This is a genomic window from Haloarcula sp. Atlit-120R (assembly GCF_003665885.1).
In the GTDB taxonomy this organism is placed as follows: Archaea; Halobacteriota; Halobacteria; order Halobacteriales; family Haloarculaceae; genus Haloarcula; species Haloarcula taiwanensis.
Genome location: NZ_QPLN01000001.1, coordinates 848,592 through 873,264, shown reverse-complemented (window position 1 = coordinate 873,264; position 24,673 = coordinate 848,592). Strand labels below are relative to the sequence as shown.

27 protein-coding genes and 3 tRNA genes are annotated in these 24,673 nt (G+C 63.3%); 20 read left to right on the top strand and 10 right to left on the bottom strand.

What is annotated here, in order from left to right:
* Nucleotides 1-109: 109 nt before the first annotated feature.
* A complete protein-coding gene (locus DVK01_RS04545) occupies nucleotides 110-634 on the top strand; it encodes a DUF6789 family protein (RefSeq protein ID WP_101351102.1) in 525 nt (174 codons plus the stop codon).
* Between the two features lie 167 nt (nucleotides 635-801).
* Here the strand turns inward: DVK01_RS04545 and DVK01_RS04540 are convergent, their stop codons facing one another.
* From DVK01_RS04540 to DVK01_RS04530, 3 genes are all read right to left on the bottom strand, one after another.
* Complete coding sequence (locus DVK01_RS04540) at nucleotides 802-1,242, bottom strand: DUF5790 family protein (RefSeq protein ID WP_121535597.1); 441 nt, start codon at nucleotides 1,240-1,242, stop codon at nucleotides 802-804.
* Nucleotides 1,243-1,347: 105 nt separating this feature from the next.
* Complete coding sequence (locus DVK01_RS04535) at nucleotides 1,348-2,454, bottom strand: hypothetical protein (RefSeq protein ID WP_121535594.1); 1,107 nt, start codon at nucleotides 2,452-2,454, stop codon at nucleotides 1,348-1,350.
* A gap of 74 nt (nucleotides 2,455-2,528) precedes the next feature.
* The gene (locus DVK01_RS04530; RefSeq protein ID WP_121535591.1) at nucleotides 2,529-2,876 is read right to left on the bottom strand and encodes a dihydroneopterin aldolase family protein; all 348 of its coding nucleotides are present in this window, start codon (nucleotides 2,874-2,876) and stop codon (nucleotides 2,529-2,531) included.
* 74 nt (nucleotides 2,877-2,950) lie between these two features.
* Between DVK01_RS04530 and azf the strand changes: the two genes are divergently transcribed.
* Nucleotides 2,951-3,724, top strand: coding sequence for an NAD-dependent glucose-6-phosphate dehydrogenase Azf (gene azf, locus DVK01_RS04525; protein WP_101351098.1), 774 nt, complete (start codon nucleotides 2,951-2,953; stop codon nucleotides 3,722-3,724).
* A gap of 26 nt (nucleotides 3,725-3,750) precedes the next feature.
* Here the strand turns inward: azf and DVK01_RS04520 are convergent, their stop codons facing one another.
* Both DVK01_RS04520 and DVK01_RS04515 read right to left on the bottom strand, forming a co-directional pair.
* Nucleotides 3,751-4,368: a DUF309 domain-containing protein gene (locus DVK01_RS04520; protein ID WP_121535588.1), complete on the bottom strand. Its 618-nt coding sequence runs from the start codon at nucleotides 4,366-4,368 to the stop codon at nucleotides 3,751-3,753.
* Between the two features lie 339 nt (nucleotides 4,369-4,707).
* Nucleotides 4,708-4,780, bottom strand: a tRNA-Arg gene (locus tag DVK01_RS04515).
* A 135-nt stretch (nucleotides 4,781-4,915) separates the two neighbouring features.
* Between DVK01_RS04515 and DVK01_RS04510 the strand changes: the two genes are divergently transcribed.
* The 4 genes from DVK01_RS04510 (at nucleotide 4,916) to DVK01_RS04495 (ending at nucleotide 8,535) form a co-directional block, all read left to right on the top strand.
* Nucleotides 4,916-5,386: a hypothetical protein gene (locus tag DVK01_RS04510; protein ID WP_233560756.1), complete on the top strand. Its 471-nt coding sequence runs from the start codon at nucleotides 4,916-4,918 to the stop codon at nucleotides 5,384-5,386.
* 184 nt (nucleotides 5,387-5,570) lie between these two features.
* Nucleotides 5,571-7,034: a single-stranded DNA binding protein gene (locus DVK01_RS04505; RefSeq protein WP_101351094.1), complete on the top strand. Its 1,464-nt coding sequence runs from the start codon at nucleotides 5,571-5,573 to the stop codon at nucleotides 7,032-7,034.
* 55 nt (nucleotides 7,035-7,089) lie between these two features.
* A complete protein-coding gene (locus tag DVK01_RS04500; RefSeq protein ID WP_101351093.1) occupies nucleotides 7,090-7,527 on the top strand; it encodes a histone in 438 nt (145 codons plus the stop codon).
* On the top strand, nucleotides 7,528-8,535 hold the full coding sequence (locus DVK01_RS04495; RefSeq protein WP_101351092.1) for a histone deacetylase: 1,008 nt from the start codon (nucleotides 7,528-7,530) through the stop codon (nucleotides 8,533-8,535).
* Here the strand turns inward: DVK01_RS04495 and cca are convergent.
* Nucleotides 8,514-9,914 (bottom strand): CCA tRNA nucleotidyltransferase, encoded by a 1,401-nt coding sequence (gene cca / locus DVK01_RS04490; RefSeq protein WP_121535585.1) that lies wholly within the window; start codon nucleotides 9,912-9,914, stop codon nucleotides 8,514-8,516. The genes DVK01_RS04495 and cca overlap by 22 nt on opposite strands.
* Before the next feature lie 95 nt (nucleotides 9,915-10,009).
* Here cca and DVK01_RS04485 point away from each other — a divergent pair.
* Nucleotides 10,010-10,082, top strand: a tRNA-Asn gene (locus DVK01_RS04485).
* Nucleotides 10,083-10,263: 181 nt separating this feature from the next.
* A tRNA-Ile gene (locus tag DVK01_RS04480) sits at nucleotides 10,264-10,338 on the top strand.
* 90 nt (nucleotides 10,339-10,428) lie between these two features.
* On the opposite strand, the gene nikR is transcribed toward DVK01_RS04480, so the two are convergent.
* Entirely contained in the window at nucleotides 10,429-10,839 is a 411-nt protein-coding gene (gene nikR, locus DVK01_RS04475; protein WP_101351090.1) for a nickel-responsive transcriptional regulator NikR, read from the bottom strand.
* A 120-nt stretch (nucleotides 10,840-10,959) separates the two neighbouring features.
* On the opposite strand from nikR, the gene DVK01_RS04470 reads away from it, so the two are divergent.
* The 4 genes from DVK01_RS04470 to DVK01_RS04455 are packed head-to-tail and all read left to right on the top strand — an operon-like array spanning nucleotide 10,960 to nucleotide 13,519.
* The gene (locus DVK01_RS04470; RefSeq protein ID WP_101351089.1) at nucleotides 10,960-11,598 is read left to right on the top strand and encodes an energy-coupling factor ABC transporter permease; all 639 of its coding nucleotides are present in this window, start codon (nucleotides 10,960-10,962) and stop codon (nucleotides 11,596-11,598) included.
* Nucleotides 11,598-11,912, top strand: coding sequence for a PDGLE domain-containing protein (locus DVK01_RS04465; protein ID WP_101351088.1), 315 nt, complete (start codon nucleotides 11,598-11,600; stop codon nucleotides 11,910-11,912). The genes DVK01_RS04470 and DVK01_RS04465 overlap by 1 nt, the downstream gene beginning before the upstream one ends.
* A gap of 3 nt (nucleotides 11,913-11,915) precedes the next feature.
* Nucleotides 11,916-12,710, top strand: coding sequence for a cobalt ECF transporter T component CbiQ (gene cbiQ, locus DVK01_RS04460; RefSeq protein ID WP_121535582.1), 795 nt, complete (start codon nucleotides 11,916-11,918; stop codon nucleotides 12,708-12,710).
* Nucleotides 12,707-13,519, top strand: coding sequence for an energy-coupling factor ABC transporter ATP-binding protein (locus tag DVK01_RS04455; protein ID WP_101351086.1), 813 nt, complete (start codon nucleotides 12,707-12,709; stop codon nucleotides 13,517-13,519). The genes cbiQ and DVK01_RS04455 overlap by 4 nt, the downstream gene beginning before the upstream one ends.
* Nucleotides 13,520-13,557: 38 nt before the next feature.
* On the opposite strand, the gene DVK01_RS04450 is transcribed toward DVK01_RS04455, so the two are convergent.
* Nucleotides 13,558-14,082 carry a phosphopantetheine adenylyltransferase gene (locus tag DVK01_RS04450; RefSeq protein WP_101351085.1) on the bottom strand — a complete coding sequence of 175 codons (525 nt, stop codon included), beginning with the start codon at nucleotides 14,080-14,082 and terminating at the stop codon, nucleotides 13,558-13,560.
* 137 nt (nucleotides 14,083-14,219) lie between these two features.
* Here DVK01_RS04450 and DVK01_RS04445 point away from each other — a divergent pair, with 137 nt between their 5' ends.
* The 3 genes from DVK01_RS04445 (at nucleotide 14,220) to DVK01_RS04435 (ending at nucleotide 17,673) form a co-directional block, all read left to right on the top strand.
* Nucleotides 14,220-15,209, top strand: a complete 990-nt coding sequence (locus DVK01_RS04445) for a VOC family protein (protein WP_121535579.1) — start codon at nucleotides 14,220-14,222, stop codon at nucleotides 15,207-15,209.
* Nucleotides 15,210-15,291: 82 nt separating this feature from the next.
* On the top strand, nucleotides 15,292-15,663 hold the full coding sequence (locus DVK01_RS04440) for a hypothetical protein (RefSeq protein ID WP_101351083.1): 372 nt from the start codon (nucleotides 15,292-15,294) through the stop codon (nucleotides 15,661-15,663).
* A 249-nt stretch (nucleotides 15,664-15,912) separates the two neighbouring features.
* Nucleotides 15,913-17,673, top strand: a complete 1,761-nt coding sequence (locus DVK01_RS04435) for an alpha/beta fold hydrolase (protein WP_101351082.1) — start codon at nucleotides 15,913-15,915, stop codon at nucleotides 17,671-17,673.
* An 84-nt stretch (nucleotides 17,674-17,757) separates the two neighbouring features.
* On the opposite strand, the gene DVK01_RS04430 is transcribed toward DVK01_RS04435, so the two are convergent.
* Entirely contained in the window at nucleotides 17,758-20,040 is a 2,283-nt protein-coding gene (locus DVK01_RS04430) for a nitric-oxide reductase large subunit (protein ID WP_121535576.1), read from the bottom strand.
* A 175-nt stretch (nucleotides 20,041-20,215) separates the two neighbouring features.
* Here DVK01_RS04430 and DVK01_RS04425 point away from each other — a divergent pair, with 175 nt between their 5' ends.
* Nucleotides 20,216-20,788, top strand: a complete 573-nt coding sequence (locus tag DVK01_RS04425) for a YbhB/YbcL family Raf kinase inhibitor-like protein (RefSeq protein WP_101351080.1) — start codon at nucleotides 20,216-20,218, stop codon at nucleotides 20,786-20,788.
* 197 nt (nucleotides 20,789-20,985) lie between these two features.
* A complete protein-coding gene (locus tag DVK01_RS04420) occupies nucleotides 20,986-21,165 on the top strand; it encodes an HVO_0416 family zinc finger protein (protein ID WP_004515335.1) in 180 nt (59 codons plus the stop codon).
* 274 nt (nucleotides 21,166-21,439) lie between these two features.
* Here the strand turns inward: DVK01_RS04420 and DVK01_RS04415 are convergent, their stop codons facing one another.
* On the bottom strand, nucleotides 21,440-21,937 hold the full coding sequence (locus tag DVK01_RS04415) for a PadR family transcriptional regulator (RefSeq protein ID WP_101351079.1): 498 nt from the start codon (nucleotides 21,935-21,937) through the stop codon (nucleotides 21,440-21,442).
* 132 nt (nucleotides 21,938-22,069) lie between these two features.
* Between DVK01_RS04415 and DVK01_RS04410 the strand changes: the two genes are divergently transcribed.
* The 3 genes from DVK01_RS04410 to DVK01_RS04400 all read left to right on the top strand — a co-directional run bounded on the left by DVK01_RS04410 (nucleotide 22,070) and on the right by DVK01_RS04400 (nucleotide 24,671).
* Nucleotides 22,070-22,420: a helix-turn-helix domain-containing protein gene (locus DVK01_RS04410; RefSeq protein ID WP_004515333.1), complete on the top strand. Its 351-nt coding sequence runs from the start codon at nucleotides 22,070-22,072 to the stop codon at nucleotides 22,418-22,420.
* Between the two features lie 28 nt (nucleotides 22,421-22,448).
* Nucleotides 22,449-22,748 carry a hypothetical protein gene (locus DVK01_RS04405; protein ID WP_053967137.1) on the top strand — a complete coding sequence of 100 codons (300 nt, stop codon included), beginning with the start codon at nucleotides 22,449-22,451 and terminating at the stop codon, nucleotides 22,746-22,748.
* An 81-nt stretch (nucleotides 22,749-22,829) separates the two neighbouring features.
* The gene (locus tag DVK01_RS04400) at nucleotides 22,830-24,671 is read left to right on the top strand and encodes a UvrD-helicase domain-containing protein (RefSeq protein WP_121535573.1); all 1,842 of its coding nucleotides are present in this window, start codon (nucleotides 22,830-22,832) and stop codon (nucleotides 24,669-24,671) included.
* The last annotated feature ends 2 nt before the right edge of the window (nucleotides 24,672-24,673 follow it).

Genomic DNA, 24,673 nt, shown 5'->3' with positions numbered 1-24,673 from the left:
CATGATTCTTCCCACCCTGTAATAGGTATTGGGGACAGATAGTTGACATATACTCTTCCCCTCGACGTGTGCGAGAACCTTTTTACCCACTGGCATGTTACACCACACCATGGAAGATACGTCATCTGGCGTCGAGGACCCGCCGATCAACGACGACGGTCTCACTGAGGCCGAGGAGTTTGACAGTCTCGCCGGGATTATCGCCGACGGCGTCGTCGGGGCCGCTGGTGGACTAGTCGGGACAGCGATGATGACGGTCGTCTTCCTCATCGCCCAGTCACTGGGCGCGTTCAACCTCGACGACTTTGCCATCCTCACCGAACTCGTGGGTTTGACCGGCTACGTGCCGGAAGTCCTGTTCGGGTTCTTCATTTTCCTCGGCGGCGGCATGTTCCCGTGGCCGCTGCTGTTTGCCTCGCTGAAGGCGTACCTCCCGGGCCAGTCCGACCACGTCAGCGGCGCGTTCTTCGGCGGGGCCATGTGGACTGGGTTTGTCCTCGCCTTCTACACCGGCCAGTCCGGACTCACGCTGGTGCTGTATGCGGTGCTGACGCTGGTCGCGCACGTGGTCTACGGTATCGGCCTCGGCGCGGTGTTCAACTACTTCTCGACCCGCCCGGACTCCATCGTCTGAGTCGCCTCGCTGCTGTGTTCCAGCGAGAGAACGGCGTCGCGACTCCCGCCGTATCGGGCCCGATTACGAGGTGATGCTGGTCGGTCAAAAGTCGCTGGACGACGCGAGTAGCGCGCTGGCTACCGGCGAGAACGTAGCGAGCATACGCCGGAATGTGACTCCCGAACTCAGGCTTCCGCTTCTGCGTCGGCGTCCGCCTCTGTATCCGCCCCGTCGTCGCCCTCGAACTCTTCGAGCGTGCTGCGAAGCTGTGGAATCGTCGCTGTGAGGTCGCCGACCTGCTCGCGAGCGTCGTCGACGTCGTCGATGAGGTCTGCGATAGTCTCAATCTCCTCCGCAAGGTCATCGGCGTCCTCGAAGGCGTCTGCGCGTTCGCCCATCGTGTACCACTTCTTCGCGTCGCGGAGATGGTCCTCGGCATCGCCCACGTCGAGTGCCGTTTTGAGCGAGTTCAGCACACCGAGCGTGTTGTCGGCCTCCACGTCCCAGACAGAATCGGCCTCTGGGAGCGCGTCCCGGGCCTTCGCCAGTGACTCCTCAACATCCGTGCGCATTTCATTGGCCGCCTCGCCGAACAGTTCGTCGTCGTCCAGACTTGACTGACTCATACAGAACGATTGGTGTGGTGATGGGTTAAAAGCCCGCCTGAAAGTGAAAGTGAAACCGCAAGACGTGGCCGTCTGGTCAGTCCTGAAACCGAAAAGGCATTGTGGCTACTCGGCCCGGATGTCCGAGCGCACCTCGGGCATCGGGTCCATGTCGGCGTCGATGTCACCCAGCACAAGCATCGCGTAGTACCGGAGGAACGTCGTCAGCGGGACCTGAATGAGCGCACTGAGGACGATGAAAACCAGCCCGCCCAGCAGGCCAATACCGCCGGCCAAAACGACTCCGATAGTTCCCTGAACGGCGAGATACAGCCCGAACGCGACGAGTCCGACAGGAATCGCGACGATGATGAGTGCGATAATACCGAGAATCGCGCTGACGATACCGACACCGATCTGAAGGACGATGGAGAAAAACAGGTAAGCGAGGTACTGCTTCGGGTGGCTCTTTATTGACCCCCAGAGCCGCGACCACCCGGAGAGAACGCCGTCGTTGTCTGCCGTCATCAGCGGAACGACAAACACCGTGGTGAATCCGAAGACGATACCGTAGGTTATGGCCAGTACTGCGAACACGGCGATGAACAGCCCCGACAGCGCGAGGACACTCGACGCCCCGACGTTTGCGGCATCACCACCGAGCACCAGGAAGAACCCGGCCGCACCGAGCACGAGGGCAACGCCGAGCCAGATAATTCCGAGTACCAGCCGAAACAGGAGCAGCCGTATGCCGTCCCCGACGTGTTCGCTGAAATACTGGCGGACGTGTATCTCGCGGTCGATAAGCGCCTGCGTCAACACGAACTCCATGAAGTTACTCAGGATACCGTATGCGAGCCCCAGCAGGATGAACAGGCCGATAATGGCGAACACGAGAAGTCCGGCCCCGGCGAGTAGCTCGTCCGGCGCGCCGGACGGGACGCCGGGTTCGGAGACCTGTCTCGTGAGGTCCCCCGGCAGGGACAGCACAGCTTCAAGCGGCGCGGTCAGCTGAAACCCGCCTCCCGGGCCGCTGGGGCCGCTTGGCCCGCCGTTCCCACCGAAATCACCGAAGTTGCTGAACGACTGGACGTTGTTCAGCCCGACACCGCCGCCACCGATGAAGAACACGACGAACGCCATTCGGAGCCACGTCCATTTCTCGAACGGGAACAGAAACGACTTCGTCGCGTCGATTGCGTCGTCGATATCGTCGACTGCGTGGAGGGCCATATCGGAAGTCTCACACTCCCCTCTGGTAAAATTTTCGGGGCTGTGTCAGGCATTCTGGCCGCTCGCTGGCTATTTTACTCTTGCACTGCGTCGACCTGCATCAGCGGGTACCCGTCCTCCATCGCCATGCTGGTCTCGACTGTGACCCCCTCATATTCGATGCGCATCTCGACGTCGATGAACCGCCCGGTGAGTTCCGTGTAGTCCGCACCCCCCTCGGCGATAGCGTCTTCCAGCGCATCCGCTCGGACGCTGACACTGACCGCCTCACAGAACGGCTGATTCTCGATAGCGTCCTCCATCGCCGCCGCGAGCGAGTCGGCGCTGTCCGGGCTGATCGGTGTCCCTGCGAACTGGTGATACAACGACCCGAACTTGACGCCCGCTTCGAAACACGCCTCTTGCGGAGCTGTGGGTTCCATACAATCGGTCCGGCTGGGCGACACAAAAGCGAACCGCAAGCTACCTATTGCGTGCGACGTATCGTCTCATACGAATGGACGACCCGGTTCTGCTCACCGGCGCTGGCGGCGCTGTCGGGGCGGCCATCCTCGAGGGACTCGAGGACGCCTACGAGTGGAAACTCATGTTCCACAGCCCACCCGCCGAGGAGCCCGACCACGAGTACCTCGTCGGGGACGTGTCCAGCGAGGGCGACGTGGCCGCGGCGATGGACGGCGTCGGCGCTGTCATCCATCTGGCCGGCGACCCCCGGCCAGAAGCCCCCTGGGACTCCGTCCTCGAAAACAACATCGACGGCACCCAGAAGATGTACGAGGCCGCTGTCGATGAAGGCGTCGAGAAGTTCGTCTTCGCATCCTCGAACCACGCCGTCGGCTCCTTCGAAACGGATGAGCGCACGCCAGAGATGTATCGCCCGGACGACCAGTACCGCCTCGACGGGACGGAACTCCCCCGCCCCGGAAACCTCTACGGCGTCTCGAAAGCCACCGGCGAGGTGCTGGGCCGCTACTACCACGACCAGTACGGCCTCTCCGTCTGCAACATCCGCATCGGTAACCTCACGCGCGGCCACCCGCCCATCGACTACGAGCGTGGCCAGGCAATGTGGCTTTCCTACCGGGATTGTGCCCACATCCACGACTGCGCGCTTCAGGCTGACTACGAGTACGAGATCGTCTACGGCATCTCCGACAACGACCGGAAGTACTACTCCATCGAGCGCGCCAAGGAAGCCCTCGGATACGACCCGCAGGACAACTCCGCGCACTTCGACGGCGAGGAACGCGTCGCCGAACCGGAGCCGTAGGCATCTCCTACCGCCCCGGTCGCACGCTATCCCGAGCCGTCGAACAGCCCACGCACGTCGTCGTCTTTCTGCTGTTCTAGTTCGACGTGGTCCCGGAGCCGCTGGTAGACGACGGGCCGCTGGTCGCGCTCGCGCACGAACGAGAACAGCATTCCGGTAAACTGCGAGCCGCCGTCGCTGTCGAGTTCGCTCCGCGCACGGTCGACAGCGGCGTCGATGACCGCCTCATCGTACCGGCCCGCTTCCGCAAGCACCTCGGCGGCGATGGCCGTCGCGCCGAAATCCAGCGCGTCGTAGCCAATCGCTTCGCCGTCGTGTGTCAGTGTCGGCGGGTCCGTCGCCGCGTGGTTGGGGCCAGCCGCCGCCTCGTCGAGGAAGGTCCGCACGTCCGCCAGCGCCACACCGCGGTACGGGTCGGGCAGGCCGTTGAGGTACTCCGCCGCGCTCTCGGCCAGCCCGCGCGCGCCTGACCAGTTCTCCTCGCTGGCGTGGTGGACGACCGCGGTGAACTGGATGAGACCGTGCAGGAAGCGTTCATCGTCGCCCGAACCGAGGTCCAGCCAGTACTCCTCCCACGCATCGTGTGCGGCGTGGTAGCGCCCTTCGTTGTACACTGCAATGCCGGCACGGAGATGGTCGCGCACAGGGGTGTGTTCGCCTCGTGGCCGGAAAACCACATCGGCGTTTCGACCAGAGCGGGACGCTGTGGCTTCGGGTTCTGGTGTCGGCAGAAACGGCCCGCAGCACTGACCGCTCGCTACGCCCGCGGTGTTGTACTGTAGAGAAACGTCCGGACGGAGTTCCACGCGAGCACCGCGAGCGTGGAGCACGTCCGGTCGTGAACGCAGTGAACGTCCGGACGGAGATTTGAACTCGCCGAGAAATGCTCGCTTCGCTGCGCGTTCCTCATCTGCTCAGATCTCCGCGTAGAGTTTCGCCGACACCTGTGACTGCTGTCGCTCGCCGTTGGATGTCGGCAAAAACGTCCGGACGGAGATTTGAACTCCGGTCCCTGGCTCCGCAAGCCAAGAGGATAGTCCACTACCCTATCCGGACTCATATCCAGAGAGGGTGGTGCACCTAAAAAGGGTGACGATTCGTGTGCCGTCACGCGACGTGTCGACACACGTCGCTACAACGCTGGTTTGAGCGACCGGGAAGACCTTTCATTCGGGATACATTATGGCAGGTATGAAACGGCGCACCCTCCTGCGATACGGCGGGCTCAACTGCTCGATAGCGCTTGCCGGCTGCTCTGGCGATGCTCCCGGAAGCGGGGAAACACTCACAGAGAGTCCGAGTGATCCTCCGAGTGTGAACGAAACGACATTCAGCGTTACTAGCCGACAGTCTGGGTCACAGGTGAGTTCGGCAACAGTGACTTTCGACGGGGACCGGGTCGTCGTCGAAGGCACTATCTGGGGCGCTGACGGGTGCAAAACGGCCGACCTGACAGATGCTACGTATGATTCCGGCTCGAATGAACTGAGTATCGGCGTTGGACCGACAGAGATGACAGACGCTGGCGATATGTGTACCCAAGCTATTATGGAAATTGACTACCGGGCTACGGTGACGTTTGCGAACGGCCTCCCCGGCACAGTGGTCGTTTCTCACGACACTGGCGACGGCCAGAGTACTGTAACAACAGCAACACGCTAACGGCGACTCGTGTTGCTGTCACTGCGGTGGCAGCTGCTGTCGAGTCAGCCGACAAGGGTTTATATCCTATCCCATGACCACCATCGAACAATGGACGGACGACCACCGAAATCGACCGACAGCGGCCGCTCGCTCGCCCAACGACAACGCTTAAGCGCGCCCCAGCCCAGCGTCCCATAGATAGATGGGTGCGATAGAGGACATTTACGAGGACTTAGAGACGGACGTCCCCGAGGAGGAGTTCCGCGAGGCCGTCGAGGAGAAGGTCGAGCAGATGGGCGGGCTCGCCGACGAGGAGACGGCCGCGATGCTGTTGGCCCACGAGCTTAACGAGAACGAGGTCAACGCCATCGCCGATATCGAACCCGGAATGGACGAGGTCAAATTCCTCGCCAAGGTGATGGCTATCGGCGACCTGAAGACCTTCGAACGCGACGACGAGGACGAAGACGGCCGGGTCATAAACGTTGAGGCCGCCGACGAGAGCGGCAGCGTCAGGCTCGCCTTCTGGGACGGCCAGGCCGTCGATATCGACGAGGGAAAGCTGGAGGTCGGCGACGTACTCCGGGTGAAGGGTCGGCCGAAGGACGGCTACAACGGGCTGGAGGTGTCCGTCGACAAGGCAGAGCCGGACGAGGACGCCACAATCGACGTGGAACCGGGCGCTGGCTCGTCTATCGACGCGCTGACCATGGGGCAGTCCGACGTGACGCTTCGCGGGCTTGTGCTCGATACCGACACGATACGGACCTTTGACCGCGACGACGGCAGCGAGGGCCGCGTCTCGAACCTCACTCTCGGTGACGAGACGGGGCGCATCCGAGTGACGCTGTGGGACGATCGCGCTGACCGTGCCGAGGAACTCGATGCTGGCGCGGCTGTCGAAGTCGTCGACGGCTACGTCCGGGAGCGGGACGGCTCACTCGAACTCCACGTCGGCGACCAGGGGGCCGTCGACGAAGTGGACGACGACGTGACCTTCGAGCCCGACGCCGACCCGATAGCGGAGGTCGAACTTGAGGAGACGGTTGACATCGCTGGCGTCGTCCGCTCGGCCGACCCCAAGCGGACGTTCGACCGCGACGACGGCAGCGAGGGGCAGGTCCGGAACGTCCGCATTCAGGATGCGACAGGTGACATCCGCGTGGCGCTGTGGGGCGACAAGGCGGACAAGGACATCGCGCCGGGCGACGAGGTTCTCGCAGCCGATGTCGAGATTCAGGACGGCTGGCAGGACGACAAGGAAGCGTCGGCGAGCTGGAACTCGACGATTGTCGTGCTCGACGACGGTGCGGACTTGGCGACGGGTGGCGCAGGCGGGGGAGCCAGCGTCGAAACGACCGACGCCGAACACGCCGGTCTGTCAACTTTCGGCGAGGAAGCGGACGATGCTGACGCCAGCAGCAGTGACGAGGCGGCCGCTGTCAGCGCCGACTCCGGCGACACGTCGCCGGACGGCGGCGCACAGAGCGCTGGCCAGCAGGTGGAGTTCACCGGCACCGTCGTCCAGACCGGCGACCCGGTCGTGCTCGACGACGGCGAGCAGACGATGAGCGTCGAAACCGGCGAGCGCGTGCAGTTAGGGCAGGAGATAACCGTCCGTGGCGAACTCCGCGATGGCCGCCTCCACGCTGAGGACGTGTTCTGAGTCGGCGAGCGACGCTACGGAAACTCTTAAGACCGCAACACTCCCGGGTTTGGGTATGAGTGTCGAGCTACCGTTCGCACCGGTGGACGCGGTCATTCGGCGGAACGCGGACGGGCTCCGGGTGAGTGCCGACGCTGCGGAGGAACTGGCTCGTCGAATACAGGAGCACGGCGCCTCGTTGGCCGTCACGGCAGCCACGGAGGCCACCACGGACGGTCGAAAGACGCTGATGCCGTCCGACTTCGGTATCGAACAGGTTCCGGAGAAGGACGGTCTCGAACTCCCTGTCGCGCCGGTCGACCGCATCGCTCGGCTCGACATTGCTGACGACTACCGCGTCGCCATGGACGCTCGCGTCGCGCTCGCATCCATCCTCGAAACGTACGCCGACGAAACGGCTGCCGCGGCCGCCACGTTGGCTCGTCACGCTGATCGCCGGACGATCAAGGCAGCTGACGTCGAAACGTACTTCGAACTCGAACAGTACTACTGAATGAACTTCGGTTACCGCGAGGTCTGTCTGGACCACGACACCGGCCCGCGACATCCGGAGAGTCCCGACAGACTTCGAGCGATACGGCGCGCGCTCAAGGAGAATCACGGTGTCGAGTACGTCGCCGCCGATGACGCCGACATCGACCTCGTACGGACGGTCCACGACAGTGATTACATCGCGGAGTTCCGCGAGTTCTGTGACGACGGCGGCGGGAACTGGGACGCCGACACCGTCGCGGTTGAGGAGACGTGGGACGCCGCGCTTGCCTCGGCCGGCCTCGCCGTCTGGGCGGCGGAAGCTGCGCTCGACGGCAACTCCGGTCGTAACACACCGTTCTCCCTCGGCCGACCGCCTGGCCATCACGCTGTCGGCGACGACGCCATGGGCTTTTGTTTCATCAACAACGCGGCCGTCGCTGCACAGGCCGCCCTCGAAGCCAGCGCCGACCGCGTCGCTATCTTCGACTGGGATGTCCACCACGGGAACGGCACACAGGACATCTTCTACGACCGTTCTGACGTGTTCTACGCCTCGATACACGAGGATGGGCTCTACCCCGGAACCGGCGACATCTCGGAGACCGGCACAGGCGACGCTGACGGCACGAACCTCAACGTAAAGTACAAGCCCGGTGCTGACACCGCCGACTACCTCGCCGCTATCGACGAGTGCATCGCGCCGGCAATCGAGGACTACGACCCCGATCTGTTGCTCATTAGCGCCGGCTTCGACGCACACGAACACGACCCCATCTCACGGATGCGTGTCTCTACGGAGGGGTACGGCGCGATGACCGACCGGATGCGCTCACTCACAGACGCCTGTGACGCCGCGCTGGGAATCATCCTTGAGGGCGGCTACGGCCTTGATACGCTCTCGGACTCGGTCACGACCGTTCACGAGGTCTTTGATGGCTACCAGCCGATGGAACCGGACGACGATGTCAGCGACGACGCCCGCGATGTTCTCGATGACCTCGCCGATCAGGGCTTCGGTGCGAAGTAGGTCGACAAATCGATGCCAAAGCCGTCGGCAAGCGTTGCGATGTCTGAGCCGACCAGTACGTCGTACCCATTCTCAAGTGCTGACTCGATCCGCGGCCCCAGCCCAACGTCGTAGACTGCATCGCTCGACAGGAACCCAGTAGCTGTAGTGAACGCCCGGGGTCGCTCGACGACGTAGCGGCTGCCGTCGATGAAGGGCCCGGCGACCTCGTCGTCGCCGTCGTACTTCTCGAAGAACCCGCTCGCGTGCTCGCGGACGTGCACCGGCGGCCCCTCGTGGCGCTCGACAGCCGGCCGCTGGGCGACGGCGAATTCGAGCAGCAAGACGGCGTCCCGTTCCCGGCGCTCGCCGTCCGGCGCTCCCTCCTCACCGCTGTCGCCCTCGACGAACGCGGCTGACCGCAGGACCTCGAACCCGCGTCGGTCGAGTTCGCTGCAGAGCCCGTCGAGAGACTTCCGGAGCTGTGGCCAGAGTTGGTCGTCGACGACATCTGGGGCCGCGAAGCGAAGTGCGACTGGCGTCGTCGCCCGCTGTGACACCACGGCCTTGATGTCTGCTGCTGTGAACGGGTCCGGCTCGGTCTCGGTGAACAGCGACGCCCGCGGCTCGGCGAGGAGGTCCCGGGCGTAGTGCTGGAGTGTGGCAACGTTCGCGGCCGACAGCACCGCCGCGACGTTGCGGTCCGGGTCCGTCGGGTCGATGACCACCAGCGGGTCGTCGAACGCCTCGGTCCCGTGGCTCTCGGGGTCGAGCCGAACCGGCGGGTGCCAGTCCGCGACTGCCTCGACGAACCCTCGGAAGCCGCCGAACTCGAGCACCAGCAGCTCCGTCAGGTAGCCCGAGAACCCGCGCGTCCGGAGGTCGCTCCCGTAGACCCCGATGCCTTTCAGGAACTGCTTTGCCACCCGCACCTCGCCCGCGCTGTCGTCGTCCAGACGCTCTTGCAGATATCTGGTGTGAAACGGCGTCCGGTCCACCGCGGACTGGATTTCGGTGGCGTCCGCGACCGCATAACAGGGCACCAGGTCGATCGCGTATCCCTCGCGTTCGCCGACGACGTAGGGGTGTTCGGCGTACTCCTCGCGGCCCTCGGGTAGCACCGCGTGCCCGACCGTCAGTCCGTACTCCTCTAGCTGCTCGCGGTCGAGCGACGCCGGGAAGCAGACGAATACGTCTACGTCCCGGTCGCCGGCGGTCCACGTTCCGCGGGCCGTCGACCCGACCTGAATGACTTCGGCATCGACCGGCAAGTCGGCGACCGCCGCCTCGGCGTCGGCTATCACCGCGTCGGCGACCCGCTGTAACTGCGCTCGTTCGTCGTCGGTCGGCGAGACCCGCGCTCGCACGTCCTCGACGACGGCGTCGAACTCCTCGCTCATACCGCCGATTACGCACAAGTGCGTGAAAGCGTGTCGATGCCGGTCGGAAACGAAAGCCCTAATTACCAACTCTGGCAATGACTGAATGCGTTCGCGCCGCCGTAGCTCAGTTGGTAGAGCACCTGGTTGTTACCCAGGTTGTCCCAGGTTCGAGCCCTGGCGGTGGCGTCGTTCTTTCACTCACTAACTGACAAGCGCCGGACGGCTGCTGCCGTCGGCTTTTCGGGTTGCTAGACGGTGAACGCCCAAGCGATGCATGACTGTCTCTGTATCGGCCTGCGTGCGTCTCCGAACCCCGCTACTCCAACCCGACAGGCTAAAGATGCGGACTCATCAACACCATTCTGAGGGGCCCTTAGCTTAGTCTGGTTAAAGCGATCGGCTCATAACCGATTGAGCGCTGGTTCAAATCCGGCAGGGCCCATCTCTGTTGTCTCGAAGTCGCGTATAAGAGAGCTCTGCTGAATCGAATGGTGCTATCGCTCCGGGACCGCTCTCGCTCGCGGTTCGCTGCTCACTCATCAACAACCACGACCTTGACCTGCTGGACGCCGCCAATCGCCCGGAGTCGGTTGGCTAACTCCGTGATTGTGTCGCCCGCGCCCTCGACGACTAGCGTTTCCATACAGGTGTCGTGGGAGAGATGGATGTGCTGCACGGAGGTGATGATGTCGGCCATCTCGTGTTGGACGGTCTGGAGTTCGTCAGCGATGCCCGAGACGTGGTGGTCGTGGACGATGACAATGGTTCCGTGGTGGTGTTGTTCATCACCGGATTCCCATTCGTAGGTCGCAAAGAAGTCACGTAGCGAGTCGCGTATCGCCTCCGACCGGCTCGCGTATTCCCACTCGTCGACGATGCCGTCGAGTCGTTCGACCATCGACGATGGAAGTGTCAGGCTGATCCGGTCGAGATCCTCACTCATGTGTGCCGATAGGGACGGGCCCGCATATGGGTATCCGGGCTTCGGTAATACTCACCCGCCGGCAGTAATACTGCCCGATGAAAAAGTATTATTACCGGGCCGGAACCAGACTTGGGTAGCATGCATATTCCTGACGGATATATCGATCTGCCGCTTGCACTGCTGTTCGGTGCGCTTGCGGTCGTCGTTCTGAGCGTCGCTGCAAAGCGCGTCAACGGTGAGATACCTGACACTCGTGCACCGTTGCTCGGCGTCGTCGCGGCGAGCATTTTCGCCGCACAGATGCTCGACTGGCCGATTCCGGGCGGTACCAGCGCCCACTTTGTCGGGGGCGCGTTCGCGGCGATTCTCCTCGGTCCGCATCTGGGCGCACTCTGTGTCGCGACTGTCGTCACGATTCAGGCGCTCGTCTTCGGCGACGGCGGCATCGTGGTGCTCGGCGCGAACGTGTTCAACATGGCTATCGTCGAGGTGTACGTCGGCTATGCCATCTATCGTCTGCTCGTCCCGTACGGTGAATTTCGCGCTGCCTTCGTCGCGGGGTGGCTGGGAATTACGGCCGGCGCGCTGACCGCCGCCCTCCAGCTTGGCCTCTCCTCGGCGTTCCAGTACCAGTTGCTGACGACACTGTCGATAATGGGCGTCGGGCATCTCGTGCTGGGGCTGATTGAGGGTGCCATCACCGCCTCGGTGTACCGGTACCTCGCTCGCGCTCGCCCTGACCTCCGGCCCAACGCCGCACCGGAGGTGAGCGCGTGATGGTACCGGACTACCCCGACTGGCTACCCCGTGCGCTCGCCGCGCTACTGGTCCTGACCCTGCTCGCGCCGGTGTTTGGGTGGGCGGCTGGCCAGGTTGGCTACGCCGAACCGCTGGAAAATGCCGCCGAGGCGACCGGCGCGACAGAACACGCCACCGCCGTCGGGACGGCGCTGTTTCCGGACTACGGCGTCCCCGGCCTCGGCGGCGCGACTGGGACGTTCGTATCGGCTGTCGTCGGGACCGCGCTGACGCTCCTCCTCGGTGCCGCTATCGGACGCGTACTCGGAACGGACGTCGACGGACGGCAATAGCGCATGTCCGGCAGGGACCTGCTCGACCGGACGGTCACAGCGATTGCGGCCAGCGCCCAGTGGTTCCTGCTTGCTGAGGACCTGCCGGATCGAGACGGGTTCCTCCAGGCCGTTACGCCGACTGTCAAGCTCGTCGGTATTGCGACGCTCGTCGCGCTTACCGTGACACAGCAGGCGCTGGCAGTCGTCAGCGCGCTCGCGCTCCTCGCGACAGCACTTGCGGCCATTTCTCGGGTACCTATCCGTACTTTTCTGGGTCGTCTGACCGGTCCACCGGTGTTCGCGTTCGTTGTTGTCGCCCCGCAAGCGTTCTTGATGCATGGCCCCTCGCTGGGGTCGCTTCCCCTCTCGGCCGCTGGCGTCGACTATGTGCTCACGTTCGCCGTCCGCGTAACTGCGTGTGTCGGCTTTCTGTCCGTGCTGCTGTTGACGACTCGCTTCGCCGACCTGCTGGCGGCGTTTCGCCGGCTTCGGGTCCCGACGATCGTCGTTTCGCTGCTCGGAATCACGTATCGCTATCTCCTCCTCTTTTTTGCCGAACTCGAACGCATGGTTCGGGCTCGACGGAGCCGAACCATCGCCGAGCCGAGCCTCCGCCGGAACTGGCGCGATTCGGGGCACTTCGTGGGCTCGTTTCTCGTCCGGAGCCTGGAACGCGGCGAGCGGGTCCAGCGGGCCGCCCGCGCCCGCGGCGGCACTGGCCCGACGCCGGCACAGCCCCGGAAACCGCTCGGGCGGGCCGACCTCACCTTCGGTTTGATCGTTGCACTCGCTGTCGCGGTGGTGGTTGTCGCGTGACTGCTATCGAAGCCACCGACCTCTGCTACGCCTACCCTGACGGAACGCTGGCCGTCGACGGCGTCGACGCATCCATCGAGCGCGGCGAGCGTGTGGCACTGCTCGGTCCAAACGGGGCTGGCAAGTCGACGCTGCTGGAACTGCTGGGCGGTCTGGTCGACCCTGACGGCGGGCAGGTGCGGTACTTCGGGGAGACGACCGACGCCGACACTGTCCGCAGTCGCCTCAGTGTCCTCACGCAGAATCCTGCCGATTACCTGTTCAATCCGACCGTCCGGGAGGACCTCGCCTACGGGCCGGCACAGCTCGACTGCGACCGTGCGGAAGTCGACCGCCGCGTCCGGCGAGTCGCGGACCGGCTTGCCCTCGATGGCCTCCTGTCGAAGCCGCCGTTCCGACTTAGCGGGGGTGAACAGCGCCGCGCCGCTCTTGCAAGCGCGCTCACCGTCGAGCCGGACGTGCTGTTGCTCGATGAGCCGGTGAGCAACGTCGACGCCGCGAACCGGAGAACGATTCTCGACCTGCTCGACGAACTCGCGGCCGATGGCGTCACGCTCGTCGTCTCGACGCCGGACACCGAACTCGTCCCGCACGTCGCGGACCGGGTTCTGTTGCTCGACGATACCGGCGCGGTTGCCGCGAGGGGGACGACCAGACAGATCCTGACCGACACCGGGCTACTTCGGGACTGTGACCTGCGTCCGCCACAGGTCGTCAGACTGTTCGAGGGCCGAACAGAGAACGTGCCGCTGACCGTCGACGGGGCTGCCGAACGGCTGGACACGGACGGTCCGGATACCGTGGAGTGATAGTCCGGGTCCGGGGACGGACCTCTACCCGGCCGCTGTCATTCCGAGGCGAGCAGGCGGCCGTGCACGTCGATTTCGCCGTTCCGGATCCGGGTGCTGCTGATTCGCGTGCCGTCTTCGGCGACGACGAACGGCGGCGTGTGGATTTCCAGCGGGTGGAGCCCCGCGTCTCGCCGCTGTTGGTTGAGTTCGTAGGCGCGGCGCTGTGCCTTCGCCTCCGGCGAGGCGACGAGCGCATCCACGTCCGCCCGTGTCGCGGCCGGTCCCTGCGTGTCGTCTAACCGGACAATCTCATACGTGGCGGTATACGGCTCACCCAACTGGTCCAGCTCGGACGCGAGCGCGCTTCGACGGTCATCGTACGCACCCAACTGTTCGACGTGTGTCGGGTCACTACGCGTCTCTGTGGCCAGTTCAGGGCTGGTCAGACCAACGATGACGTGACCATCGCCGCTCCCGTCGTGACTTGCGGTCTGAAACGCCTTATGCAGGAGCGCCCGGTGGCCGTTGTGAATTGGTGTGAAGGTCCCGCCGAGAATCGCTGTCCGGTCCGCGTCTGCCATACGCGAATGTCCCACCAGCGTCATATATAATTGCTGTCCGTCGCATAACTCGTCAGTCCCAACGGTCTCTACCGACAGTAACCCGGTAACACTCGCGTCAGCAGTCATTGAAGTAGTTTCGGCACGTATCGATACCAATGACTAACGTCACCCCGACACCGGGTATCCACCACGTCACGTGTATCGCGAGCGACCCACAGCAAAACATGAACTTCTGGGTCGAAACACTCGGTCTCCGGCTCGTCAAGCGCTCGATCAATCAGGACGATCCCAGTACGTACCACTTCTTCTTTGCCGACGCCGAGGGGAACCCAGGGACGAGCATGACCTTCTTCCCGTGGGAAAACCACGCACAGGGCAAAGTCGGCTCCGGACAGGTCTCACGCACAGCGTTCCGCGTGCCGGAGGGCAGCCTCGACTACTGGGAGGACCGCTTCGAGGAGTACAGTGTCGACTACGACGACCGCGTCGAGCGGTTCGGTGAGACTGTCCTCCCGTTCCGCGATCCGGACGGACTGCCGGTCGAACTGGTCGAAGTCGAGATCCCTGACGACGACCCGACCGAGCCGTGGACGGCGTTCGTCCCCGAAGACGCCGCCATCCGTGGCTTCCACTCTGTGACGCTGTGGCTGGCTGACCCCGAACCTACGGAGGAGCTGCTCCGGACGATGGGCCTCGAAGAAGTCGGTACCGAGCAGGCACAGGGCGACACGCCCGGCGACGAACGGACTCGATTCGCCGCGCCGGGGACCGTTGGGACGTACGTCGACGTGTTGCCGACCATCGAGGGCGGGCGGCAGGGCCACGGCACGGTCCACCACGTCGCCTTCCAGACGCCGACCGACGAGGACCAGCAGTCGATGCGCGAGGCCGTCCGCGGGGCGGGGCTGCGCCCCACGTCGCAGATAGACCGCCACTGGTTCCGGTCGGTGTACTTTCGTGAGTTCGGCGGCATCCTGATCGAACTCGCCACCAGCGACCCCGGCTACGACAGCGACGAGCCACTCGACGACCTTGGTGGCCGGCTGGTGCTGCCCGGGAAGTTCGAGGACCGACGCGAGGAAATTGAGGCGGGGCTCACAGACGTGACGATTCCCCAGCCAGCGGCCGCCGAAGCCGGCGACTAACGCAGACGAGACGACTGGTATCCGCTTCATTCTATCTGTTAGCCTGCGAGTAAATATGCGTGCCCGGGGTGTCTCGTGTTATATGTCCACAGAGGGACAGGAGTACGTTATCGCGCCGTGGGGGGAGAGTAAGTGTGAGACGACCGACGTGACGGTCGACCTGCCGTCACGAGACATTGCGGCGCAACTGGAAGTCCCGACAAGTGTGCTAGACCGAATGGCACAGCTCGGCGACGAGCACGACATCCCAGTGACGCAGGCGCTCGGGGAGCGACTGGAGATTAACCGGGCGCGGGTGTCGCTCTATGCCGCGAAGTCGGTTGATGATGTGGTCGCCGTCAAGCAACACCTCACTGACGCCCGCGAGTACCTGTCCGGTGTCGAGGCGCTCGATACGGCCGACATCGAAGCCGACATCGACCACCTCTGGACCGACGAACTCGGCAGCGCGTAACCTCGTCGGTGGGGTGGGTACCGGAGTGAGAGCGGCTATCTGTTGCTCTCGTTGCATAGAAAGCCGGTTTATCAGCAACTCCCAATAGACGGTAATGAATGACGGTACGATACGTGATATAGAGAGCTTCTCCCCTTTTCAACGGGCTAGCGTCCTATTTCCAGCTGCTCTCTCAATTCTTTACCGTCAGTCCGGAGTTTACAGTAACTTTAATTCCCTGAGTGTCTCACCTGTTCCCGTGGAATTATAATGAACAATAACAGACAGCTGTGGATCGTAGCTGCAGTGTCGTTGCTCCTGATATTCGGCGGCAGCGGCCTCGCGTGGACAGTACAGACCGACGGCGGGTCCGTGGAGGTCCGCGACGTGCGGTTCTCTGGGACCAACGGAACGATGATGAGCGGAACGCTGTACATCCCTGAGGAAGCCAGCAGCGCGTCCCCGCAACCAGGGGTGTTAGCCGTCCACGGGTACATCAACTCGAAAGAGACCCAGTCCCCGTTCGCTATCGAGTACGCACGACGGGGTTTCGTTGTCCTCGCTATCGACCAGACCGGTCACGGCTACTCTGACCCACCGGCGTTCAAGAACGGGTACGGTGGCCCTGATAGCCTCGAATACCTCCGGTCGCTGGACTACGTCGACAACGAAAACATCGGCCTCGAAGGGCATTCGATGGGCGGCTGGACCGTCGTCACGGCGGCCGCGGCCCACCCAGACGGGTACGAGTCGATGGTTATCGAGGGGTCATCGACTGGATCGAACCGCGCTCCTGAAGGCACTGATTCGTTCCCACGGAACCTCGCCGTCGTGTTCAGTGAGTACGACGAGTTCTCCCCGCTGATGTGGGGGACGGCGAGTGCGTCCGACGTTGAGCAGAGCGACAAACTCCAGACGGTGTTTGGGACGGACAGCGCTGTCACGGAGAGTCGCACCTACGGGAGCGTTGATGACGGCACTGCACGGCGGCTATACACGCCGGCAACGACTCATCCCGGCGACCACTTCTCGACCGCAGCCATCGGCGCGTCCATCGAGTGGCTCCAGCTAACACTTGAGGGCGAGGACGAGATGGATCCGAGCAATCAGGTCTGGTACTGGAAGTCGCTGGGCACCTTTATCGCCCTCATCGGTGGTGTGCTGTCACTGTTCCCGGCTGGTGGTCTGCTCGTCGAACGGGCATCGACCGACAGACTCCGGCGCGAGTACCCTGAAGGGAAGGGGATGACCGGCGCGAAACGCTACGCGGCGTCGCTACTTGCCGCCACCATTCCGATTGTGACGTACTTCCCGCTACAGGACGCCGCACCGGCGATAATCGGGCTCAGTTGGCTGTTCCCACAGCAGATCAACAACGGCGTGATCGTCTGGGCACTGGGGAACGCGGTCATCACGGCGGTCCTGTTCGCGGTGTGGCATTACACGACCAACGCTGACGACCCGTCGGTTTCGCTGGCGAACTACGGGCTTGATACGGGCGACGGCGCGCGGACGGTCGGCGTCTCGGTCCTAGCCGGCGTCGCTACCGTCGCCGTGCTGTACCTGCTGGAAGCCGTCGTGGCGTTCCTGTTCCAGACGGACTTCCGCATCTGGGTGTTTGCCATCAAACTCCTCTCCCCGGCGCAGTTCCGGATCAGCTTCTCGTATCTCCTGCCACTGTTTGCCTTCTTCGTCGTCCTCGGCGCACTCTTGCACGGTCAGCTCCGTCCCGAGGGTGAGTCCCGGTCGCTCCGCCGTGCAATGGCGACGAACTGGCTCATCGTCGTCGGCGGGTTCGTCGTGTTGTTGGCGGTTCAGTACGTCCCGCTGCTGTCCGGCCGGCCACTGCCGCTTGGCCACCCGTTGCTGACAATTCTGGCGCTACAGTTCGTCGCCCTGCTCAGCATCGTATCCTTCGTTAGCACCTACTTCTTCAGGAAGACGGGTCGGGTCTGGGTCGGCGCGACGATCAACGCCGTCCTCGTGACGTGGGTTATTGTCGCCGGAACCGCGACGCAGTTCCCCGTCTAGATCCGGCGTTTCACTTTCTTCTCGGTTCTGTCCGCCAAGTCGTGTTTCGGTTGTGACGACGCACAGCCGAAATCCGACAGTGGTTCAGTCGTCGCTCATCACACCCTCGGCGACGGCCATGTCCTCGACTGTGGGGTCGTCCTCGGATGCCCGGAGGACGAATCGCTTGCGGATCAGGTCGGCCGCGTAGATGGCTGTCCCCAGAATGATGAGCGTGTCACCGGGGAGTCGCGCCCAGAACAGCGTCTGGACGAGCGGCTGGTTGTAGAACGCTACGCTCCGGGCTGCGGCATAGCTGCCGGTGAACGCCGCCTCCAGCTGGAGGAAGCCAACGGGCAGAACAGAGACGAACACCATCAGCGCCAGACCGACGTTCCAGCACCAGAACGCCGCCCGGAGCCAGGACCCGTCCCAGCGACCGGGTTTGATGGCGAGCTGGAGCATGTAGGTGACCATCCCCAGCGCGAGGAAGCCGAAGGCTCCGAACATCGCAGCGTGGGCGTGGCCGACGGTGAGGTAGGTGCCGTGCTCGTAGTAGTTGATGAGCGGGAGGTTGATGAAGAAGCCGAGCACGCCGGCCCCGACGAAGTTCCAGATCCCGCTGGCGATGATGAACATGAACGGGAGCTTGTAGGGGAACCCGCCGGTCTCGGACATCGCCCGGTACTGGCCCAGCGCCTCGTAGAGGATGAACACGAGCGGGAGCAGTTCAAGTGTCGAGAACACGCTCCCGATGGGGACCCACATGTCGGGCATGCCGACCCACCAGTAGTGGTGGGAGACGCCGATAACGCCCGTACTCATCACCAGCAAGGCCTGAAGCATGACTGCCTTCTCGGCGCTACGGCGGCTGAGCAGGTTCATCGACACCAGCGTCAGGCCAATGATGGCGACGATGAAGAACTCGAAGGCTCCTTCGACCCACATGTGGACGACCCACCAGCGCCAGAACTCCGTGACGGCGATGTTGGTCTCCGGAGTGAAGAAGAACCCGGCGGTAAACAGCAGTGCGATGGAGCCGCCAGCGTACAGGATCATATGTGCGAGGCCGAACACTGGCTCGCGGTCCAGCAGCGGCTTCAGACCGCGAATCGAGAGGACGGCCCACAGACCGAAGCCGACGAGCAGCCCGACCTGCCAGACCTTCCCGACTTCGAGGTACTCTAGCCCTTCGTTGCCGACGAGCCACCAGAGGTCGCCGAAGTAACCGTGCGAGCCGAGCCAGATGCCGCCGAGGCCGCCGACGGTGACGACGACAATCGCGACGAGCAACGCGTCGATGTAGGTCGACTGGCGTTTGGGTTCGTGGCCGGTCAGCAGCGGCGGGAGGAACAGGCCCGCGCCGAGCCAGGTCGCGGCTATCCAGAGGATGCCCAGGTCTATGTGCCATGTCTTCGCCATAGCGAAGGGCAGTAGCTGGAGGATGTGGACGCCGAAGATTTCCTCGATGCCGAAGAAGCCGGCCCGTTCGATGTAGAAGTGCGCAAGCAACCCACCGAGTAACACCTGCGCGAGGAACAGCCCGGCGGCGACCGGGATGAACCGCAGGGCGGCCCGCTGGCTGGGGAAAATGCTCACGTCGCCCGGCTCGGGCACCGAGAGGTCTCCGGCGGACGGCTCAGGGAGGCTGACGGCGTTGTAGAGCCAGATTCCGCCACCGGCAGCACCGACGAGGAGGACCATCGCGATGACGCTCCAAGTCATCGCCGCGCCGGTCGCATCGTTCCCGGCGGCGGGCTCGTACGGCCAGTCGTTCGTGTAGGAGTGTTCGCCGCCCGGACGGTCGGTGTGGGAGAACCACGCCGTCCACATGGCGAAGTCGGCGAACTGCCGGGCATCGGCTTCAGAGTCAATCATCTCCTCGGGGACGCCCCGCTCGTGGCTCCCCTCGTGATACCGCTCGACGTACTCCTGACGGACCTGCTGGTGGGCGTACAGTTCTGCGGCGGAGTACTCGATGTTCCCGCCGTCGTACTCCCCGCTGAGGTCCTGTTTGACGTCATCGTCGACGGCAGCCTGTTCAGCCGTCGACAGCGAGTCGTACTCGGTCCCGTAGCGTTCCTCGGCGTAATAGGTCCGCATGTGCTGGGTTTTCAACTCCAGCGCGTCGGCGGTGTAGTCCGCGCCGTAGTACGCGCCGTTCCCGAGAATCGACCCGTGGTTCATCAGTCCGTTCTTCTGGAACGTCTTCTTGCCCTCCCGGATGTCCGCACCCGTGAGAACGGTCTCGCCGTCGGGTCCGACGACTTCCTCAGGGATTGGCGGCGCTTCCTGGTACGCGATCCACGCGCCGGCCCCCATGACGACGAGGTTGAAGACGAACGCGGCGGCGATTACCTTCGCGATTGTTTTGCGTTTGAGCTCCATGTGGTTGGAACTCCAGTACCCCAAAATAAGAAGGGGGTAAGACGTTCCCAGTCGCTGGCGACGGGGGAGAACATGTTCGCCCTGACAGGGACCAGTGGTGTTCTGTCCCCGGATTCGACGTGGGACGTAGCGGGGTATCACAAGGCAGATTACTACCTGCCACTCTCACTCTGGTATGCGCCGTCGCCGCTTCGTCCAGACGCTCGGGGCGTCTGCACTGGTCTGGAGCGCAGGCTGTACCGAGCAGTCGGACGACACAACACCGGCCTTCGAAGTGTCGAGCCCCGCGTTCAGTTCCGGGGACACGCTTCCGCCCCGATTCACCTGTGACGGCGAGGGCGTTTCGCCTCCATTTGTCATAGAGCGTGTCCCGGAGCCGACGGCGGCGCTGGCGGTCACGGCTGAGTACGACGGCGGCGTGTTCAGCCAGCCAGTGTTCTGGACGCTGTGGAACGTCCCACCCGAGACCGAGCGGATTCCGGCCGGGCTCCCGCGCGAGCCGACCCTCGATACGCTCGGCGGCGCTCGACAGGGAACACAGCCCCCAAACGAGCCGGGATATGAACCGCCGTGCCCGCCGGCCGGACAGCCCTACGAACACCGGTTTCAGGTGTACGCACTCGGTGAGGAACTCTCTATCGAGGGCGGAACCGAACAGGAAGAAGCGTCAGAGACCATCGCGAACGCGCTTATCGCAAGCACTCGTCTCACTGTTGATTACACCCACCCGGCCGGGACCGACAGCTAACGAGTGGTACCGGAGACAACCGGGCCAGCACACCGTCTGAACGACTGCTCATCTGATGTTGTCTGCCGTTTGGACGGCTCTTGAGTGACACGGCTCGCTGTGACCGACCAGTGCATGCTGTGTGGCGCGCAGCTAATTGTGGCAATGGTTCACAATACCATTAAACCTATATACTGATGTGTTATACCATATCATGTATGGCGTCCGCACCGAGTAGTGACGATATGTTCGACGAGTTCCTCTCCCAGCGTGGCCACGACGTGGACCAGAGTGGTTGGGAAGAGAGCTATAACAAGAAGCAGTGCCCTGATTGCGGCGGTCTTCACGAGTCGACAGCGGCACAGTGCTCGGTGTGTGGCTGGACACCGGTACGGTAAGGATACTCCGTTTTTCGGTCTTCCACCTTCATCCAGCAGCGGCAGTAGCGACCGGCAAAACCGGCAGTTTGCTCTCTGTCGAGTCGCACCTCACGCCGTCGCTTGTCGGGACAGCACCGGTACAGACAGTCGGAACTGCGCTACAGTGTAGAAGGAAATGGGGAGTCTTTGCGTGGCCAGCCGACGGTTGGGGGGGTCGTGTGCCGGCGGGCCGACCGGTTCAGAACCGACAATTGGGGGGTCGTGTGTCGGCGGACTGACCGGCCTGTGGTGGTTACAGCGAATCAAGCGCCGCATGGAGGAACAGCCCGAGCGCGAGATGTTGGTACGCAGACGTCGCGATCTGCTCTTTCGCAGCCGCATCGTCCGCGATTCCGTACTGTTTCGTCTGGACGAGTTCGTGCATCTGGAGCGTGCCATCCGCTTCTAACTCGTGCAGCCGGGGGTACACTGTCCCCGGACTCAGTTCGGCACCGAACTGGGCGTCCAGTTCCTCCATCAGTCCGGTCCCGTGGGTGCCACCATCGGCGACTGCGATCATCGCCAGTAGAATCTCTTCCAGACTCTGTGTGACGATTCCGTCATCAACCGCGGTTTCGCCGTTGACGACGTCGTCAATGACCGGGTCCAACAACGACTCCGTGATGGCGTCACGACTGGGTGGGTCATGCGATTCCGGGCGCTCTGTATCGCCGAGAGGGGTCACTCGCTCATCGGCGCTCTGGCCCTGCATCTTGCCCGTCGTCACGCGACGGAGGTTGTCTCCGGACATCGTCTCACCTGAACGCAATCCGCAGTGAGTGCTACAGGGGCTATCATAATATAAACGGGGCAGTGTTTTCTGAGCGTGAAATCACCACAGTGCTCGAAAACGCTTATATAATATGACGCGAATCTTGGTGTAGTGGCTGAGGAACAGAGCATCGAGGAGATTCTCGATACGATCGGCGACCAGCACGCACGCCGTGTACTCGCCGCGATCAGCCGAGAACCGCAGTCGGCGAAGGAACTCGCGGAGGAGTGTGACCTCTCATTGCCAACGGTGTATCGACGTATCGAACTGCTCGACGAGTACGACCTCGTCACCGACCGGACGCTCGTCGCCGAGGACGGGAATCACTACAAGGTGTACGAGTCCAACTTCGAGTCGACGGTCATCTCGCTCGAAGACGAGGAGTATAAAGTACGCATCTATCGGGAAGAGAACCTCCCGGATCGGTTTAGTCAGCTCTGGGACGAGCTGAACCCGGAATGAGCGTGTCGACCAGTGGACGGGTGACCACATGACGACCGGCGTGACTATCGCACGTAGCGCGCTCATCCTGATGCGGATGGTGGTGTTTGGGCTGACACTCGGTATCACGCTGATTAGCTTCCAGGCCTACCGGAAGCGGCCGTCGGAACGCCTCCAGTACGCGTTTGTCGGGTTTGCGTTCATCAGTATGGGTGTCGCCATCTCCAGCGTTATCACACAACTGAGCGCCGGCGAGACCGGTGCCATCGTTCGCGTGTTCTTCCAGATGGCAGAGACGATCCCGTTCATCATCGGGTTCGCGATGCTGTACGTGTCGCTGTACCGGTGAGAAATCCGTTCGGGTGCACCGGTCAGTTGTCGTCCCGGTAAAGCACGTTGTTTATTTGGCCGCGGTTCCACTACATGTTCAATGACTGATTCGACCACCGAGGTTGTCCGCCTGTTCGGTGGGCCCGGTAGCGGGAAGACGACGGCGCTGCTCGACCGCGTGGACGAACTGCTGGAAGACGACGACGTAGACTTCCGTGATGTACTGGTTGTCTCGTACACGCGTGCGGCGGCCGCCGAGATCCGTGAGCGACTCGCGGACCGACTCGGCCTGTCTCCTCGTGCTCTCCGCGGGAACGTCTGTACGATGCACGCGAAGGCGTACGAACTGCTGAACCTCTCCCGTGGCGACGTCGTCGGCGAAGACGACAAGGAGGCCTTCTGCGAGGAGTTCGGTATCGACTACGAGGATGAGTACGAGGGGTCTCGGCGTCGGTCGGCCCGCTCGACCACCCTCGGGAACAAGATTATTGCGACCAGTCAGTGGCTCCAGCGGACCCGTCGCGACGTGGCCGACTGGTACGACGTCCCCTTCAAGTGGGACGACGAGGAGGTCCGGCTCCCGCCGGAAATCGACGACAACGCCCAGACCGGCAACAAGTACACGCCGACCTGGCCGACCGACGACGACCGCGTCGATGTCCCCAGCGCCATTCGCGGCTGGCGCACCTACAAGGGCGAGAACGACCTGACCGGCTTCGCCGATATGCTCGAGCGGGTCGCCCAGCGCTCGCTGCTCCCCAACGTCGATTACCTCATTATCGACGAGTTTCAGGACATCACGACGCTGCAGTATGACGTGTACGACGAGTGGAAACCACACATGGAGCGGGTGCTCATCGCCGGCGACGACGACCAGGTCGTCTACGCCTGGCAGGGCGCTGACCCAGACCTCCTGCTTGAGGAAGTCGTCACCCAAGACGAGGTGCTGCCCAACTCCTACCGGCTCCCCTCGCGCATCCTCAACGTCGTCAACCGCGAGGTCCGCCACATCGAGAAGCGCCAGGAGAAAGACCTCAATCCGCGCAAGGAGGGCGGTCGCGTCGAAGCGGTCCAGAACCCCTCGATGTTCGACCTCTCGCGGAACGTCACCCGGACCATCGAGCAGTCCGACGAGACGGTGATGGTCCTGTTCCGGGCCCGCTACCAGATGTTCCAGTTCATCGACGAGTTCATCGACAACGGAATCCCCTTCTCCTGTCTCACCGACCAGCGGATGTGGACCGACCGGCTCACCCAGTACGTCAACGGGCTCGAAGCCGTCGAGGCCGACGAGCCGCTGACGGTGCTTGAGGCCCGCCGCCTCGCCGACATGCTCGTCGACTCCGCGTTCGGCACCGGCGAGCGCGACGACCTCTTCGACGCGCTCGAAGAGATAGACGAGGCCCACGAGGACCAGGACATCGCCGACATCGAGATCGAACCCGACGTGGTCCATGAGCACGTTCCGTTCCTCCCCGACGCGGCCTCGGCGGGCGATATGCTCCGGAAAGTGACAAACTTCCAGGAGCGGACCGTCGACGCGTACTTCAGCGGAGACTACACCGGGATGGACGCCGACCGCGTCCGCGTGGGCACCATCCACTCCGCGAAAGGTCGCGAGGCCGATCACGTGTTCGTCGCGACGGACCTCACGGAGAAAGTCGTCGAGCAGATGGCCGCCACGGTCGACCAGCAGGGTATCGAGGTACCCGGTATGGATGAGTTCACGAAACACACCAGTCCCGTGCCGACGCTGACCGACAACGAACGGCGTGTGTTCTACGTCGGGATGTCCCGCGCTCGCGAGCGACTCGTGCTACTCGAGAACCTCGTCGACGGCGCGCCGACGCTCCCTATCGACGTCTTGCTGGAAAACGAGCCAAGCGACCGCTCCATCGAGCAACTGCTTGACGACGCCAGTGAGACCATCGCGGCCGACTGAAG